This is a genomic window from Actinoplanes derwentensis (genome assembly GCF_900104725.1).
GTDB classification, from domain to species: Bacteria; Actinomycetota; Actinomycetes; order Mycobacteriales; family Micromonosporaceae; genus Actinoplanes; species Actinoplanes derwentensis.
In genome coordinates this window covers 1,269,854-1,286,624 of record NZ_LT629758.1, presented here as the reverse complement: position 1 = coordinate 1,286,624, position 16,771 = coordinate 1,269,854, and the positions used below count along the sequence as shown (strand labels likewise).

11 protein-coding genes and 2 pseudogenes are annotated in these 16,771 nt (G+C 70.0%); 9 read left to right on the top strand and 4 right to left on the bottom strand.

What is annotated here, in order from left to right:
• Nucleotides 1-37: 37 nt before the first annotated feature.
• The 5 genes from kdgD to BLU81_RS05640 are packed head-to-tail and all read left to right on the top strand — an operon-like array spanning nucleotide 38 to nucleotide 5,159.
• A complete protein-coding gene (kdgD, locus tag BLU81_RS05660; RefSeq protein WP_092542272.1) occupies nucleotides 38-970 on the top strand; it encodes a 5-dehydro-4-deoxyglucarate dehydratase in 933 nt (310 codons plus the stop codon).
• A complete protein-coding gene (locus tag BLU81_RS05655; protein ID WP_092542270.1) occupies nucleotides 970-2,538 on the top strand; it encodes an aldehyde dehydrogenase (NADP(+)) in 1,569 nt (522 codons plus the stop codon). The genes kdgD and BLU81_RS05655 overlap by 1 nt, the downstream gene beginning before the upstream one ends.
• Nucleotides 2,528-3,865, top strand: a complete 1,338-nt coding sequence (locus tag BLU81_RS05650) for an enolase C-terminal domain-like protein (protein ID WP_092542268.1) — start codon at nucleotides 2,528-2,530, stop codon at nucleotides 3,863-3,865. The genes BLU81_RS05655 and BLU81_RS05650 overlap by 11 nt, the downstream gene beginning before the upstream one ends.
• Complete coding sequence (locus tag BLU81_RS05645) at nucleotides 3,862-4,785, top strand: 2-hydroxyacid dehydrogenase (protein WP_092542266.1); 924 nt, start codon at nucleotides 3,862-3,864, stop codon at nucleotides 4,783-4,785. The genes BLU81_RS05650 and BLU81_RS05645 overlap by 4 nt, the downstream gene beginning before the upstream one ends.
• A complete protein-coding gene (locus BLU81_RS05640) occupies nucleotides 4,782-5,159 on the top strand; it encodes a universal stress protein (RefSeq protein ID WP_092542263.1) in 378 nt (125 codons plus the stop codon). The genes BLU81_RS05645 and BLU81_RS05640 overlap by 4 nt, the downstream gene beginning before the upstream one ends.
• A gap of 126 nt (nucleotides 5,160-5,285) precedes the next feature.
• Here BLU81_RS05640 and BLU81_RS05635 read toward each other — a convergent pair whose 3' ends face one another.
• The gene (locus BLU81_RS05635; protein WP_092542261.1) at nucleotides 5,286-6,869 is read right to left on the bottom strand and encodes a cellulase family glycosylhydrolase; all 1,584 of its coding nucleotides are present in this window, start codon (nucleotides 6,867-6,869) and stop codon (nucleotides 5,286-5,288) included.
• A 213-nt stretch (nucleotides 6,870-7,082) separates the two neighbouring features.
• On the opposite strand from BLU81_RS05635, the gene BLU81_RS05630 reads away from it, so the two are divergent.
• Nucleotides 7,083-7,556 carry a DUF2267 domain-containing protein gene (locus BLU81_RS05630; RefSeq protein ID WP_092542259.1) on the top strand — a complete coding sequence of 158 codons (474 nt, stop codon included), beginning with the start codon at nucleotides 7,083-7,085 and terminating at the stop codon, nucleotides 7,554-7,556.
• Between the two features lie 6 nt (nucleotides 7,557-7,562).
• Here BLU81_RS05630 and chvE read toward each other — a convergent pair whose 3' ends face one another.
• A complete protein-coding gene (gene chvE, locus BLU81_RS05625; protein WP_092542258.1) occupies nucleotides 7,563-8,687 on the bottom strand; it encodes a multiple monosaccharide ABC transporter substrate-binding protein in 1,125 nt (374 codons plus the stop codon).
• Nucleotides 8,688-8,791: 104 nt separating this feature from the next.
• On the opposite strand from chvE, the gene BLU81_RS05620 reads away from it, so the two are divergent.
• Complete coding sequence (locus BLU81_RS05620; RefSeq protein WP_092542257.1) at nucleotides 8,792-11,530, top strand: nSTAND1 domain-containing NTPase; 2,739 nt, start codon at nucleotides 8,792-8,794, stop codon at nucleotides 11,528-11,530.
• Nucleotides 11,531-11,936: 406 nt separating this feature from the next.
• Nucleotides 11,937-13,826 (top strand): DUF6528 family protein, encoded by a 1,890-nt coding sequence (locus BLU81_RS50280; protein WP_231954198.1) that lies wholly within the window; start codon nucleotides 11,937-11,939, stop codon nucleotides 13,824-13,826.
• Nucleotides 13,827-13,865: 39 nt separating this feature from the next.
• Here the strand turns inward: BLU81_RS50280 and BLU81_RS50275 are convergent.
• Nucleotides 13,866-14,378: pseudogene (locus tag BLU81_RS50275) on the bottom strand (GGDEF domain-containing protein); the annotation flags it as partial.
• Between the two features lie 1,030 nt (nucleotides 14,379-15,408).
• Here BLU81_RS50275 and BLU81_RS05595 point away from each other — a divergent pair.
• Nucleotides 15,409-16,587 (top strand): PP2C family protein-serine/threonine phosphatase, encoded by a 1,179-nt coding sequence (locus BLU81_RS05595; protein WP_092556628.1) that lies wholly within the window; start codon nucleotides 15,409-15,411, stop codon nucleotides 16,585-16,587.
• A 75-nt stretch (nucleotides 16,588-16,662) separates the two neighbouring features.
• Here the strand turns inward: BLU81_RS05595 and BLU81_RS50270 are convergent.
• Nucleotides 16,663-16,764, bottom strand: a pseudogene (locus BLU81_RS50270) (PRC-barrel domain-containing protein); the annotation flags it as partial.
• Nucleotides 16,765-16,771 lie beyond the last annotated feature (7 nt).

Sequence of the window (16,771 nt, the reverse complement as noted above, 5' to 3'; positions counted from 1 at the left end):
CGGTCGGCGTATTCATCGCCTCGGTTCGGGAGCCCTCATGACCACGTTCTCGCCCACCGCACTGCGCGACACGCTGGGGTCCGGCCTGCTCTGCTTTCCAGTCACCCACATGACGCCGGAGCTCACCTTCGACGAGTCCGCGTTCCGCGCCCACCTGCAGTGGCTCTCCGAATACAACGCCAGCGGCGTGTTCGCCGCCGGCGGCACCGGAGAGTTCTTCTGCCACACCCCGGCCGAGATCGGCCGGATCGTGCGCGCCTCCGTCGCCGAGGCCAAGGCCCGCGTCCCGGTCATCGCCCCGGCCGGATACGGCACCGCCCAAGCGGTCGAGATGGCCCGCGACGGCGAGGCCGCCGGCGCCGACGGCATCTTCCTGCTGCCGCCCTACCTCACCGAGCTCGACCAGGACGGTCTCAAGGAACACGTCCGCGCGGTCTGCCGGGCCACCGACCTCGGCGTGATCGTCTACCACCGGGCGAACGCCCGCTTCACGCCGGAGACGTTCATCGAGCTGACCGAGGAACTGCCGAACCTGATCGGCTTCAAGGACGGCATCGGCGACATCGACGTGGTCGCCCACCTCTACGCCAAGCTCGGGCCGCGACTCGTCTACGTCGGCGGGCTGCCGACCGCGGAGACCTACGCGCTGCCGTACCTGGAGCTCGGCGCCACCACCTACTCGTCCGCGATCTTCAACTTCGCACCGCGGTGGGCCAGCGACTTCTACGACTCGGTCATCAAGCGCGACCGCGACGACGTCTACGCCCGGATCCGCGACTTCGTTCTGCCGTACCTGAACATCCGCAACCGCCGTGCGGGGTATTCGGTGTCGATCGTCAAGGCGGGGATGACCGCCGTCGGCCGGTCCGCCGGTCCGGTCCGCCCGCCGCTGTCCGACCTGACCCCGGCCGAACTCGCCGAACTCGGCGCGCTCATCGCCGCCACGCCCTCCATCGAGCGGGTGAAGTGATGTTGACCGGTGACCTTCTGATCGGCGCCACCGCCGTCCGCGGCACGCACGGCGAGATCTCCGCGATCGACCCGCGCACCGGCGAGAAGCTGGAGCCGTCGTACGGGCTCGGCGGCATCGCGGACGTCGAACGCGCCGCCGCACTGGCCGAAGCCGCGTTCGACACCTACCGGGAGACCACCCCCCAGGCGCGCGCCGCGTTCCTCACCACCATCGCGGACGGCATCGACGCGCTCGGCGCGGACCTGACCGCCCGCGTCGGCGCCGAGACCGGCATTCCGCCCGCCCGCGCCGGCGGCGAACTCGCCCGCACCACCAACCAGCTGCGCCTGTTCGCCGCCGTGGTCCTCGACGGCGGATTCCTCGGCGCCCGGATCGACCCGGCCCTGCCGGACCGCACCCCACTCCCCCGCCCCGACCTCCGCCGCCGGTTCGTCCCGGTCGGCCCGGTCGCGGTCTTCGCGGCCAGCAACTTCCCGATCGCGTTCTCCGTCGGCGGCGGTGACACCGCCGCCGCGCTCGCCGCCGGCGCCCCGGTCATCGTCAAGGCACACAGTTCCCACCCGGGTACGTCCGAGCTGGTCGGCCGCGTCATCCAGGCGGCGGTCGCCGAACACGGCCTGCCCGAGGGCGTCTTCTCGATGCTCTTCGGCACCGGCCGCGAGGTGGGCATCGCACTCGTCACCGACCCGCGGATCAAGGCGGTCGGCTTCACCGGCTCCCGCTCCGGCGGCCTGGCACTGGTCGCCGCCGCCCAGGCCCGCCCGGAACCCATCCCGGTCTACGCGGAGATGTCCAGCATCAACCCGGTACTGGTGCTGCCCGCCGCACTCCGCGACCGCGGTGCGGAGATCGGCCGCGGCCTGGTCGGCTCGATGACCGTCGGCCAGGGGCAGCTGTGCACCAGCCCCGGCCTGGTCATCATGCTCGACGGATCCGGCGCCGACGCGCTCGCCGACGCCGCCGCGGACGCGCTGCGCCCCGTCCCGGCCGCACCCATGCTCTCCCCCGGCATCCAGCACGCGTTCACCGACGGCGTCGCCCGGCTGCGGGACGCGGCCGGCGTCGTCACCATCGCGGCCGGCGGGAACGACGACGACCTCGCGGCGCCCGGACAGGCACACCTGTTCCGGACCACCAAACAACGCCTGGACGCCGACCCGACTCTCACCGAAGAGGTCTTCGGCGCCAGCTCGCTCATCGTCACCGCCGGCTCGGTCGACGAACTCCGGGAGATCATCGCCGGGCTGGAGGGACAGCTCACGCTCACGCTGCACGCGGACGACGAGGACCTGGACCTGGCCCGCACACTGCTGCCACTGCTGGAGCGCAAGGCCGGCCGCATCGTCGTCAACGGCTGGCCGACCGGCGTCGAGGTCGGGCACGCCATGGTGCACGGCGGGCCGTTCCCGGCGACGTCGGACGCGCGTACCACCTCGGTCGGCACGGCCGCGATCGAGCGGTTCCTGCGGCCGGTCGCCTACCAGAACCTGCCGGCGGCGCTGCTGCCCGCCGGACTCGACGACGCCAACACGCTCGGCGTACCGAGGAGGATCGATGGCCGGTGACACGCCGCGGGTGACCGGCCTTCGCGTGGTGCCGGTCGCCGGGCGCGACAGCATGCTGCTCAACCTGAGCGGCGCGCACGGGCCGTACTTCACCCGGACCGTCGTGGTGCTGACCGCCTCGGACGGCAGCACCGGAGTCGGCGAGGTTCCCGGCGGCGAGTCCATCGTCCGAACCCTGGAGGAGTCCCGCGACCTCGTCGTGGGACAGCCCGTCGCGGCGTGGCTGAGCGTGCTCCGCGCGGTCCGGGACCGGTTCGCCGGGCGGGACGCGGGTGGACGCGGTGCGCAGACGTTCGACCTGCGCACCACCGTGCACGTGGCGACCGCGCTCGAAGCGGCGCTGCTCGACCTGCTCGGCAAGCACCTCGGCGTACCCGTGTGCGATCTTCTGGGTGACGGGCGGCAGCGCGACCGGGTGCGTACCCTCGGCTATCTGTTCTTCGTGGGTGACCGGTCCTTGACCGATCTTCCCTACCGGTCCGGCGACGCGACCGACGACTGGACCCGGTTGCGGGACGAACCGGCACTCACCCCGGCCGCGATCGTGGCACTCGCCGAGGCGGCACGGCGGCGGTACGGGTTCGCGGACTTCAAGCTCAAGGGCGGCGTGCTCGCCGGTGAGGACGAGGTCGAGGCCGTCATCGCGCTCAAGGAGCGGTTCCCGGACGCGCGGATAACCCTCGACCCGAACGGCGGCTGGCCGCTCGCGGACGCGATCCGGTTCGGGCGGGCGATGCGTGACGTCGTCGCCTACGCGGAAGACCCGTGCGGTGCCGAGAACGGGTACTCCGGCCGCGAGATCATGGCCGAGTTCAAACGCGCCACCGGACTGCCGACCGCCACCAACATGATCGCGACCGACTGGCGCGAACTCGGGCACGCCGTCCGCGCCGGCGCCGTCGACATCCCGCTCGCGGACCCGCATTTCTGGGGCATGCAGGCCTCGGTCCGGGTCGCCCAGTTGTGCGACGCGTGGGGGCTGACCTGGGGGTCGCACTCGAACAACCACTTCGACATCTCGCTCGCCATGTTCACCCACGTCGCGGCCGCCGCGCCCGGTGACGTCACCGCGATCGACACACACTGGATCTGGCAGGACGGGCAGCGGCTGACCGCATCGCCGATGATCATCCGAGAGGGGTACGTGGACGTGCCGTCCACACCGGGCCTCGGGGTCACCCTCGATGACGATCGGCTCGAGGCCGCACACGAGCTCTACCTGTCGAAGGGGCTCGGCGGCCGGGACGACGCGGTCGCCATGCGGTACCTGGTGCCCGGCTGGTCGTTCGATCCGAAACGTCCCGCGTTAGCGAGGAGGATCTCATGACAGTGGTGCAGGTAGGGCCGCTGATGCCGTTTCTCGAGTCGGCGCTCGCGTCCGATTACGCCGCACGCCGGCTGCCGGACACCTTTGCGGACGGCGCGTTCGACGACGTGACCATCGCGGTCACGTCCGGGCGCGTCGGTGTCGGCGCCGCGCTGATGAGCCGGCTCCCGGCGCTGCGTGCGGTCATCAACTTCGGCGTCGGGTACGACACCACCGACGTCGCCGAGGCCACCCGCCGCGGCATCGTCGTCTCCAACACGCCCGACGTGCTGGACGACTGCGTCGCGGACACCGCACTCGGCCTGATCATCGACGTGATGCGCGGACTCAGCGCCGCCGACCGGTACGTACGCCGCGGCGACTGGCCGGCCCACGGCAACCCGCCCCTGGCCCGCAAGGTCAGCGGCGCGCGGGTCGGCATCCTGGGCCTCGGGCGGATCGGCCTCGCGATCGCGCGGCGGCTCGACGGCTTCGGGTGCGACATCTCCTACCACAACCGCAGCCCTCGCGACGTGCCCTACCGGTACGCCCCGTCGCCCGCCGCCCTGGCCGCCGACGTGGACGTGCTGGTCGTGGCAGTGTCCGGCGGCCCGAACACCCGGCATCTCGTGTCCGCCGAGGTGATCGACGCGCTCGGTGCGGACGCGTTCCTGGTCAACGTGGCACGGGGGTCCGCGGTGGACGAGACGGCGCTGGTGTCCGCGCTCGTCGGCGGGCGGCTCGCCGGCGCCGGCCTGGACACGTTCGCCGATGAGCCACACGTGCCCGCCGCGCTACTGACGCTGGACCGGGTCGTGCTCACCCCGCATCTGGGCAGCGGCACATCGGAGACCCGACGCGCGATGTCCGATCTGACGCTGGCCAACCTCGCCCGGTTCGTGAAGGACGGGACCCTGGTGACACCGGTGGCCGGGTCATGACGGTCGTAGCGGCGTGGACCCGCGGGCCCGAAGGGTGGGCGGCGCTGCTGCGGGCGGCGCAGGAGGCAACGTTACGCGGGGCGGGGCTGGCCGTGCTCGGCGAGGTGCCGGTGGAGGTGCTCGCACGGCTGGTGGCCGAGGCCGGCGGCGTGCCGGTGACCACCGAAACGGTGAGCGAAGGCGACGGGCGTGATCTGGCGTCGCGCGTCATCGACGCGTCCTATGAGGACGAGGTGGACCTGGTCGTGGTGGGGATGCGGCGGCGGTCGCCGCTCGGGAAGATGCTGGCCGGGGACCTGGCGCAGCGGATTCTGCTGGACGCGCACTGCTCGGTGCTCGCGGTCAAGCCACCGGCCGGGGCCACGCCCTCCTGATCTCGTCGCGGCCCGCCGGAATCTGGCCGAACGCGCCGTGGCGCCGGGCTGAGGGTCCCCTCAGCCCGGCGTCTTCCAGGTCACCGTCAGGTCGGTCGGCGCTGCTGACGGGTCACCGCAACGACCTCATGAGCAGGTCACGCCGTTGAGCTTCACGGCTGCCGGGGCGCCGGCCGTACCGTTGGCGGTGAAACCGACCGTGACCGAGGAGCCCGCCGCGAGGGCCGGTGAGTAGCCCGGCGCGGCTGCGGTGACGGTGGTTCCGCTCTGGGTGACGGTCGCGTTCCAGCCACTGGCGAGGGTGACGCCGGAGGGCCAGGTCCAGGTCACCTGCCACGGGTTGGCTGCGGTGCCGCCGGTGTTCTGGATCTTGAGTTGGCCTTGGAAGCCGCCCTGCCAGCTGTTGTCCTGGGTGTAGGTGGCGGTGCAGGAGCCGGCCGGGACCGGCGGGGTCGAGGACGAGGCGGACGTCGACGGCTGCGGGCTGGCGCCACCGCCGGCCGGCGCGATCAGGTAGGGCTGGATGATGGCCTGTTTGGACTGGTTGATGGTGGTCCAGTCGTCGTTGGCGATGCCGCCGGTGTCGCCGGAGTTCGGATTCCAGGACCAGTAGGTGAAGGACATGCCGTTGACGCCGGTGCCGGTGTACTTGAGGAGTTCCTGCAGCCAGATCTTGTCGACGTCGGCCTGCAGGGTGGTGCCGAACTCGCCCATCATGATCGGCGCGATGTTCTGCTTGTAGAGGTAGCCCCAGTACTTGTCCCAGATCGCCGGCATGTTCGCCGGGTAGGCCGGGTCGTCGAACCAGGCCTGGTGGTAGACCGAGGTGGCGTACTCGTGGGGTGAATAGACGAGGCGATTCGCGACGTCGAGGCGTACCGGGAATTGGCCTGCTTTGGAGAGGTTCCCGCCCCACCAGCCGCAGTCCTCGTCGTTGCTCGGGTCGTTGTCCCAGACGTTGGAGAGGCCGCCGCTGGGGCAGCTGACGCCTTCGACGAAGATCAGCCAGTTCGGTTGGACGGCGAGGACGGCGTTACCGGCGCGTTCGGCGGCGAGTCGCCAGTCGCGGGCGGTGTCGCCGCAACCCCAGCAGGCACCGGTGGCGGCCGGGTTGGTGCCTTCGGCGTGCGGTTCGTTGTGCAGGTCCGCGCCGATCACGGTGGTGTTGCCGGCGTAGCGCTGGGCAAGGGCTTTCCAGTTCGCGATCCAGGTGCTTTCCGGCACGGCGGTGGTGTACCAGAGCGCCGTCTGCCCGGCCGCGGTGGGGCGGTGCCGGTCGAGGATGATGCGCATCCCCTTGTCGCCGGCGTAGCCGACGACCTTGTCGAGGATCTGCAGCGGGGAGAGCCCGACCAGATCCGGGTTGGTGAAGTCGTTGATCCCGGATGCGGTCGCGCCAGCCTTGAGGGCGTCATCGGAGAACGGGACACGCAGCGTGTTGTAGCCGAGCGAGGCCATCGTGTCGATCTGGCTCTTCCACGGATTGCTGGACCACAGGCCGTGGAAGGTCTTGTTGTCGGTTTCCATGCCGAACCAGTTGATGCCGGTCAGGCGTACGGTCGCGCCGGTGCTGTCGACGATCTTGTTGCCGCTGGTGTGCAGGTATCCGGTTCCGGTGCCGCTTGCGGCGGCGAGGGCCGGCAGGGAAAAAGCGGTGACGGCTGCGACGGCGAGGGCGGTGGCGCCCGCGAGCCATGGGCGGTGCTTCACAAGGGTCTCCTTCGGGGGCGGAGAGGGGTCTGGCCAACATTGGATGGGAGCGCTCCCATCAATCGACAGTATTTAATCTCCGGGAAACACCGGCAAGAGGGTTCGGTATCGATACTCACTTCCGGGTTCGGGTGACGTCCGCCTCTTCGCGGTTTCAGCCCCGAACGCCAGGGCACAACCGGGTCGGTCATACAGGTTTAGGAAGGACTCCCGGTGGATATCGATACTCTCCTCTCCGGTGTCGAGCACCAAGCTCGGCTGCACGGTCGCCGCGAAAGTCTGCGAGTCGTCGTCGGAGTGCTGGGCGCGCTCGCCGACGTCCTCCCCCCTCGGGCCTCGGAACTGCTCGCCCCGCACCTGCCCGCCGAGATCCGCACCGGGCTGTCCGGGCACGCCCGGGTCGAGACCCCGGCCGCCTGTCGCCCCTTCCTCGACCGGGTCACCGCCCTGCTGTTCGCGGACCAGCCGGACGGCGCGTTCCTGGCCCGGGTGGTCCTGGCACACCTGAACACGTCCCTGCACGTGATCAGCCCCGCGGCGTTCGCTCACATGGTCGCCGCCGACCTGCGCCCGCTGCTGCTGGCCGGGCGGCCCGCCGTCATTCGCCACCAGCCCGGTGCCGGCGTTCTCACCGGCCACGTCCGGATTCCCGTGACCACGCCCGCACCGGACAAGCAGCTTGCCTGACGCCCCTTATCGAAGCTGGTCCTTGCGGTAGAAGCCGCTGGTGATCAGCGCCTGTTCGTAGTTGGCCTTGTTCACGATGCTGGTGTCGAGCAGCATCGCCGGCACGACCTTCACACCGTTGTCGTAGTCCTTGTCGTTGTTCACCGTCGGCTTCTGGCCTTTGAGGATCGCGTCGGCCATCTGGGCGCTCGTCTTGGCCAGCTCACGGAAGTCCTTGAAGACCGTCGAGTACTGCTCACCGTCGATGATCGACTTGATCGACGTCGTCTCGGCGTCCTGACCGGTGATCACCGGGTACGGCTGCCCGTTGATGCCGTACCCGCTGGTGCGCAGCGCGGACACGATGCCGATCGAGATCCCGTCGTACGGCGACAGCACCCCCTGCACCTTCAGCCCGGACCGGTACGTCGAGGTCAGCAGGTTCTCCATCCGTTTCTGGGCGACCTCGGCCTGCCACCGCAGGATGGCGATCGTCTTGAAGTCGGTCTGCCTGCTCGGCACCACCAGCGTGCCCTTGTCCAGGTACGGCTTGAGCACCGACATCGCCCCGTCGAAGAAGAAGGTGGCGTTGTTGTCGTCCGGCGAACCGGCGAACAACTCGACGTTGAACGGGCCCTTCGCGGCGCCCGGCGACCCGTCGGCGTCGAGCAGTTTCAATCCGATGAGCAGCGAGGTCGCCTGCTGGACCCCGACCTTGTAGTTGTCGAAAGTGGCGTAGTAGTCGACGTTGGGACTGTTGCGCAGCAGCCAGTCGTACGCAATGACCGGGATCTTGCGGTCCGCCGCGGTCTGCAACTGGGTGGTCATCGCGGTGCCGTCGACCGGCGCGATGATCAGCAGCTTCGCACCCCTGGTGATCTGACTCTCGACCTGGTTGACCTGGGTGGGGATGTCGTCCTCGGCGTACTGGAGATCAACCTGGTAGCCGAGCGTTTCCAGGGCCTTCTTGACGTTCTCCCCGTCACCGATCCAGCGCTGTGAGGATCGGGTGGGCATGGTGACGCCGATCAGTTGAGCGCCGCCGGATTCCGTCTTGTCCGTGGTCTTCTCACTGGAGCCGCATGCCGCGGACGAGAGAACCAGGACGGCGGCCGATGCCGCGGCGAGGGCACGAAGGTTTCGCAATCGCATGGTGACCCCTTCTACTGTGGATTCGGCTCGAACCTAGGTGTCCCGTCGATGTTCGGGTTCGGTGCCGGGAACTGAACGACAAACCCTGAACAGAGGAAGGTGTCATGCCCCGGCAGGAACGTCCGCTGGAATCGGAGGACACTCCCCTTCTCCGGTTCGCCGGTGATCTGCGGCGGCTTCGCCAGCGAGCCGGCCGCCTCTCGTACCGGGATCTGGGCAAGCGGACGAACTACTCCGCGGCCGCCCTGTCCGACGCGCTGTCCGGACGCCGGCTGCCCAGTCTCGCCATCACCGGCGCGGTGGTCCGGGCGTGCGGCGGCGACGTCGAGGAATGGACCGGGCGGTGGCGGCACCTCGCCACCGCCCGGCCCGGGTCCCACACCGGCGCGATGCCGTACGTGGGTCTGGCCGCCTACCGGGTCACCGACGCCGATCGGTTCTTCGGCCGCGAAGCCGTCACCGGCACCCTCGCGACCATGGTCGAACAACGCCCCTTCGTCGGCGTCTTCGGATCCTCCGGCGCGGGCAAGTCGTCGCTGTTGCAGGCCGGGCTCATCGCCCGCAGTGAACGGCGTCCGATCCTGATCACGCCGGGAACCGATCCGGTCACCGAACTGGCGGTCGCCGTCGCGGATCTCGCCGGCGAACCCGCCGACCTCGTCCGCCGCGACCTGGCGGACGGCACCGGGGCGCTGCGGGACCGGCTCGCGCGAGCATCCGGCGAGGTCCTGCTGGTGATCGACCAGTTCGAGGAGGTCTTCACTCTCTGCGGCGAGGCCGATCGACTCTGGCTGATCCGGTCACTCACCGCCGCCGCCGGGCCGGGAACCAAGGTGGTGATCGGGGTACGAGCGGACTTCTACGGTCACTGCGCCCGGCACCCGGAACTCGTCACCGCGCTGCACCGCGCCCAGGTGCTGGTCGGCCCGATGTCGACCGAGGAGTTCCGGACCGCGATCACCGAGCCGGCCACCCGTGCCGGAGCGACGCTGGAGACCGCGCTGGTGGCCCGCCTCATCTCGGACGTGGCCGGGCAGCCGGCCGCGCTGCCACTAGCGTCACACGCCCTGGCCGAGACCTGGCGGCGCCGTCGCGGCATGGTCATGACGTTGGCCGGTTACGAGGACGTCGGCGGCATCGAACACGCTCTCGCCCGGACCGCTGAACACACCTTCGCGCAGCTCACCGACGATGATCGCGAGGCCGTCCGGCTGGTCTTCCCGCGCCTGGTGGTGCTGGGCGACGGCACCGGGGACACCAAGCGCCGAGTCCGGCGTACCGACCTGCCGATAGCGGACACGCTCCTGGACCGTCTCGCCACGGCACGGCTGGTCACCATCGGCCGGGACACCGTCGAACTGACCCACGAGGCCCTGCTGCGAGCCTGGCCGCGACTGGCCGGATGGCTGTCCCGCGATCGCGAGAACCTGCGCCGCCGGCACGAACTCGCGGAGGCCGCCGCCGTCTGGGCGGCCAACGCTCATGATCCGGACACCCTCTACCGCGGGGCGCGCCTGGAACAGGCGACCGAACTCCGGGACCGGCTCAACCCCCGCGAGCACGCCTTTCTGGACGCGTCGCTGCGCGCGGACACCGCCCGGCGGGAGGCCGACCAGCGCAACACCCGCCGCCTGCGCCAGCTCGCCGCCGGGCTCACCGTGCTGGCCGTGCTCCTGGCGGGCACCGCGATCGTGGCCTTCTCCGCGCAGTACCGGGCCGGACAGCAGCGCAACGAGGCGCTCTCGTTACGCGCGGCCGACACCGCCCGGGACATGATCGCCGGCCATCCGTACGACGCGGCCGTTCTGGCGCTGGCCGCCTATCGCCTCTCCCCCACCGGCGAGGCGCGCGATGTACTGCTGCTGGCCCGGGCCGCCGCGGACTCCACCACGCTCGGGCGTGGTTACCAGCAGCCCCCCGTCCGGTACGCGGCCACCTACACCGACCAGGCGGACACGCTGCGGCTCTGGCGCCGTTCCGGCGTGAGCTGGCGGCCGGCGGGCCGGATCGACGCCGGCGGCGGCCACTTCCGGACGGCGAGCCTCGACGAGAACCGCGCCGTCTACTGGACCGCGAACACCAGCTCCGACCTGTGGGACCTCGCCGACCTCGATCATCCTCGCAAGATCGGGCTGCCGGCCGGTCTGGGACTCGTCCACGGCCTGGATCGCACCGGTTCCCTGGTGGCCGCGATCGGTTCCGACCAGACGGCCAGACTGTGGCGGACCGGATCCGCCACCTTCCGCACCCTCTCCGCCGAGGACGTCGTCGGGGCGGACGTGCTCGATGACGGCTCCGGCGTCGTCCTCAGCCGCCGCGAGGGTGATCAGGACGTCATCGAGAGCTGGACCACCGACGGCCGTCCGGTCGCCGTCCTCTCGCGAGTACCGCACCCCGCGGTCGTCCAGTCCGGGCCGGGTGGACTGATCGCCGTCACGTCCTACCTCGACGGCATCACCATGACGATCATGGACGTGACCGACCCCCACTCACCCCGCGTCATCGCGCACGCCGACGACCTGGACGAGACGGCCGCTCCCGCCTTCGATCCCGGCGGGCGAACGGTCGCCGTCGTCGACGGCGCCGAGGCCCGGATCTGGGACGCCCGGGACGGCCGGAGACTGCTGTCGCTGCGCACTCAGGGCCTCCGCCTGACCACCCCTCGCCTGCAGGGCGAACAGCTCCGGCTACTGGACGCGAAGTCGGCACTGTGGCACATCGACGACGACCTGGCAGCCGTCATCGACCGAACCTGCACCGGCCCGGCCGGCATCGACTGGAACCGCTACTTCCCGGACACCACACCGATCCCACTGTGCCCGCAGAGGACGACCATGCGCTGAGGCTCACGGTCTGCACAAACACGAAGACCCGATCTCCGGTACGTCTACCGGAACGGTCCCGTGGCCACGACGCGAGGCCCGGCCGGGGCTCGGGCCATCCCGCGACCGCCGGGCGTGAGCGTCGGGTCACCGTGCTCGCGGGCACCTTTCAGCGTGGTGACTTGAGGTTCGATTCGCACCCGAACTCACCACGCTACGGTTGTTCGCTCGGCATGACGATCGCGTTCCGGGCCGACACCATCAAGGTGCGCGAGCGGGTGATCGCAGCGATGGCGAAGATGCCCTGGCTCGTCACCGACGGCTGAAGGAGCAAGCCCCCGACCACGAACGCGGTGCTCGCGCCGAGATCGTCGCGCACGGTCACTGCGGGGACATGAATGTCGAACATCGTGGATAGCATCTTGCGATGAACATTCGGGGATCCGGTGCCGTGCTCGCGGTACTGGTCATGGGGACATCGCTGGGGATGGTCGCGGTGATGCCGCCCGCCGCGTCGGCGGACACGGCGGACTACAAGATCCTGGCCGGTGATCAGGCCACGAACAAGATTCTGCGGTTCGACCCGGCGACATCGACATGGGACGACTGGTCCTGGTCGCCGGTGGCCGCAGGCATCACCGGAACCGCGGCCGAGAATTTCAACGGCGGCAACGACTTCCGGGTCCGGGCCACCGCGGAGGGGCCATCGCAGCTCGTCGTGGTCGACGGCGAGGGGCTCATCGCCAAGGTCGACTACGAGACCGGCGAACCACTGTGGTCGACGTCGGTCGACCGGGCCGACAACCTGCACTCGGTCGAGCTCCTGCCGGACGGGAACGTCGCGGTCGCCGCGACCGGCACCGGCTACGTGCGGATCTTCCAGGCCGCCGGCAGCGGCTCGACGGCCGTGTCGGCGAAGTTCCTGCTGCGCAACGTGCACGCGACACTCTGGGATCCGGGCATCCGCCGGCTGTGGGTGGCCGGTTCGCCGCTCGACGCGTCCGGCAAGGAGTACCAGGTCCTCAAGGCGCTCGAGGTGACCGGGCCGGCGTCGGCGCCGGGTCTTCGGGAGGACTCGGCCCGCACCCAGGTGATCAGCACCAGCACGGACGCCGTGCACGACGTGGCGGCCGACTTCAACGACCCGGACAAGCTGTGGATCACCACCAACAGCCGAGTCCAGACGTACGACAAGACCACGCGGCAGCTCGCCGGCGGCGGCACCGACATCGACCGTAACGCGGTGAAATCGATCAGCGCTCAGCCGTCCGGGCAGATCATCCAGACCAAGGCGGATCAGTACCGGGTACCGCAGGTGATCTGTGGATCCCCGGTGAACGGCTGGTGCACCGCGACGCTGGACTTCTTCAACCCGGCCAAGTCGGTGACCAGGTCCGGCGCGCAGTTCTACAAGGCCCGCCTGGAGAGCCCGTTCTACGGTGTCAGGGACCACGCCCAGCGCGGCCGGGTGTTCGACACCGCCGGTGGCACGACCGTCAAGGTCGACAACAATGACAAGATCAGCCGGATCGAGGCCACCGCCGGCGCGGACGGCCGGATGCACGTGCTCACTCTGATCCAGGGCACGGGGATGTGGTCGAGGACCCGGGACGCGAACGGCGTGTGGGAGGAGTCCGCGACCAACCTGGACTCGAACCCACAGATCACCGACGCGGCGCTAGTCGTCGACGGCAACGGCGTGCAGCACGCCTTCACCCTCATCCCGGACCACAGCATCTGGTACCGCACGCGTCCGCTCAACGGAGACTGGGACGGCTCATCAACCCGGGTCTACAGGGGTGCCGACATCCGGTCGATCGCGGCGGTCGTCAACCCGACCTCCGGGCGGCTGCACCTGCTGATGGCCCGTACGACCGGCGTCTGGGAGCAGTCCACCAGCGCGGCCGGCGTATGGAGCACCCCGACGTGGATCGACAAGAACCCGGACATCGCCGACATGGCCGCGGCGGCTCTGCCGGACGGCACCCTGCACCTGTTCTCGGTCACCGCATGGGGCGGCGTCTACCACCGCAAGGGCACCGACACCGCCTGGGAGATCGGGGCGTCCCCGGTTCCCCTCGGCACCGAGAGCCCGGCGATCGGGCAGGTGCGGTCACTGGCCGTGGCCGGTTGGCCGAGCACCCAGCTCGATCTGGTCACCCTGCGCTCCGGTCTCGGGCTGTGGAACCAGACCTGGACCACCGGCGGCACCTGGGCGGCCCCGGTGCGCGGTGACGCGGCGCCGGGCAGCATCCAGCTGTACGCGGCCCGGCCCGGCGGCCTCCTGCACGTCGGCAGGATCAGCGAACTCTCCTGACGGCATTTCAACCGCGCAGGCCGTGGCGAGCGCCACCCGGTCACGGCCCGCGTTCTTCGCCTCGTACAGGGCGGCGTCCGCCCGGGCGAAGAGCGCGTCCGAGGATTCCTGGCCGTCCCAGACCGCGATCCCCGCGGAGAACGTCTGCCCCATCGGGGTCGTCGGGCGGATCCGGTCCAGCAGTTTGGCCGCCAGGGAGCCCTCGGACTCCGGGATGAGCAGGGCGAACTCCTCGCCACCGTAGCGGGCCAGGAAGTCACTGCTGCGCAGTCCGCCGGCCCAGGCGGTGGCGGCCTCCTTGAGGAGCCGGTCGCCGGCCTGATGACCATACTGGTCGTTGTATCGCTTGAAATGGTCGATGTCGAGGACGGCCAGGGCCAGCGCGTGCCCGTCGCGGCGCGCGTGGTCCAGCGCCAGGGGCAGCGCCTGTTCCCAGGCACGCCGGTTCGGCAGTCCGGTCAGCGTGTCGCGCTGGGCCAGGTCGGCGAGGTCACCGGCTTGCCGGGCCAGGACCGACGCCTGCCGTTCGACCTGCCGGATCAGGACCGCCATCCGAGCCACCACCAGCAGGAACATGACCACGCAGCCGAACGCTATCGCGGTGGCGTCGGCCACCTCGCCGTGGTTCTGCCACGCTTGCGCGACGAGCAGCAGGGGCGCGATCATCGTCGCCGTGGTCAGCAGTCCCAGCCGCCAGCGGGAGAACTGCCAGCCGGCCACCTGCACCGGTTCGGCCAGGTCGCGGATCCCGGGGTGCAGGCCGGCCGCCCCGTACAGGCCGAAGGCCATCAGGTAACCAGCGTCCATCAGGTGGCTGGCGAAGGTACCGGCCCGGAACTCGAAATGGTCGGTCAGCGCCCAGGCGTAGTCCGCCGCGAGGTAGCTGATCATCCCACCGGCGAGCAACCGGAACGCGCCGTTGCGGACCCCGCCGCCCACCAGCATGCGCGCCAGCAGTGCCAGCAGCAGCAGATCGAGCATCGGATAGCCGATCGCGACCAGTTTCCCGACGGTCGTGAGGTCGGTGGACCGGGTGACCGGCTTCATCAGGTACACCCAGGCGATCAGCGCTGTCGACCCGGTAATGATCATGGCTTCGATGACACCGGCCCGGTCCCGGCTGGGCAGTCGCCGCCGCAGGATCAGGATCAGCGTCATGACCTCCAGACCACCGGCGAACAGGTAGAGCGCGTCGGCCGGAGCGGGATACATGTCGGAGCGCAGATGGCGCGCGTACCAGGCGTAGGTGAAGTCGCCACTCACCGCCACCAGCTGACAGAAGGCGAACATCATCCACAGCCGAGCGGCCGCCACCCGATTGGCCCGGATGCCGATCATCATGACGATCGCGCCGGACAGTGCGATCGCGTTGTAACAGATGGTCTGCACCCAGGAGTCGGGTGTACGGAAGTACGCGATCACCGCGACTGTCAGGACTGCCAGATACCCACTCCACGGTCGGCACGACACCATGGGGTCAGCCAAACAGGCGAAAGTTGCTATTACCCACTAAATCGGATCATCCGCTTTTGCGGCCGTTCGCCTGCTGCATTTTCGGCCGATGGGCTGGAAGATGGGTTCGATGCTCGTATCACTGGAGGCCGTTCGCCGGCTCATGGACCTGAGGCGCAGCGGCCGGGTCGAGGACCTGCCCGCTGTCCTCACCGCCACCGCGCCGCTACTGGACGCGCAGAGTGCCATCGTGCTGCTCGCCGACTACGGACAGGAGTCGCTGCACCCGCTGCGGACCGCCCACGACACGACGACGGCGCTGCCCGTCGAGACCACCCTCGCCGGTCGCGCCTTCACCACGTCCGAGCACCAGTGGCTCGACACCGACAACGGCGGGGCGCTCTGGTTGCCGCTGCTGCACGGCGCCGAGCGGCTCGGTGTCCTGGAACTGCGCGCCAAGGTTCAGCCGCCCACCTCCGCGCTGCGCGACCTGGAGATGTTCGCGGCGCTGGTGGCCGAGTTGATCGCCAGCCGGCGCTTCTACGGCGACACCGTCGAGCACACCCGGCGGCGGATGCCGATGCAGCTGGCCGCGGAGATCATCTGGAATCAGCTGCCGCCACTGACCTACGCGGTCGACGGCACCGTGGTCGCGGCGGTGCTGGAACCCTGTTACGACGTCGGCGGCGACGCGTTCGACTACGCGGCCAACGCCCACGTCCTGCATGTGGCGCTCTTCGACACGGTCGGGCACGGGATCACCGCCAGCGCGCTGACCACCCTGACCCTCAACACGTACCGGAACGCCCGCCGGTCCGGGTTGTCGCTGTCCGACACGTGCCGGTCGATCGACAAATGGGTCCGGGCCCAGTACCCGGGTGCTTTCGTCACCGCCCTGCTGGCCGAACTCGACATGACCAGCGGGCGGTACCGCCGGATCAGCGCCGGGCACCCGGCCGAGATCTTCCTGCGCGACGGCCGGGCGCTGCCGTCACTACCGACCCCCAACGCGCTGCCGCTCGGGCTCGGGCACATGATCGCCCGGCCGCCGCAGGTCGTCGAGGAACAGCTCGAACCCGGCGACACGCTGGTCCTCTACACCGACGGCATCACCGAGGCCCGGGACGCCGCCGGTGTGCTGTTCGGCGTCGACAAGCTGAGCGAGTTCCTGCTGACCACTCTCGGACAGGGCACTGGCGGGCCGGAGACGATGCGCCGCCTGGTCCGCACCATCGTCACCTACGAGAACGGCGAACTCCGCGACGACGCCACCGCCGCGATGCTCCAATGGCGGCCCGCGGAGCACTGAGCACCCGTCAGCGGAAGAATCCGCTTCGCGGCGGGATGAGATTCGACGCCCAGTACGGCACTCGACCACCTTCTGCCGTTCCGGATCGACCAGCAGCTCGTCGACCTTGCCGATCTCGTTGCCGTCACAGTCCAGCACCTTGCGCCCGCGGATGTCCTGTCCGGGATCGGCCAGCATCTGCCCG